The sequence below is a fragment of the Sedimentibacter sp. B4 genome (assembly GCF_000309315.1).
GTDB lineage: Bacteria > Bacillota > Clostridia > Tissierellales > Sedimentibacteraceae > Sedimentibacter > Sedimentibacter saalensis.
In genome coordinates this window covers 1-241 of record NZ_CANG01000805.1, presented here as the reverse complement: position 1 = coordinate 241, position 241 = coordinate 1, and the positions used below count along the sequence as shown (strand labels likewise).

General features: G+C 63.5%; 1 pseudogene. It reads right to left on the bottom strand.

Features of this window, described 5'->3' with window-relative positions:
- A pseudogene (locus BN358_RS26990) lies at nucleotides 1-241 on the bottom strand (sugar ABC transporter permease); the annotation flags it as partial.

Here is a 241-nt window from a genome sequence, read left to right as displayed (position 1 = left end):
CAAGACGATGAGCGAGTACACGAAGGTGTTGCGAAGCGCGGTGACGAACACATCGTCGGCGAACAGTTTTGCGTAGTTGTCCAACCCGACGAACGTGGGCCTGCCGAATGGCCCCATGTCGTTCAGCGAGATCCAGATGGTTCGCACGGTCGGATAGAGGTAGAACACGGCGAGGCCGGCGAACGTCGGACCGACGAAGAGCAGGGCCCACCAGGCCGAGGTGTGCGGACCGCGCCCCCGC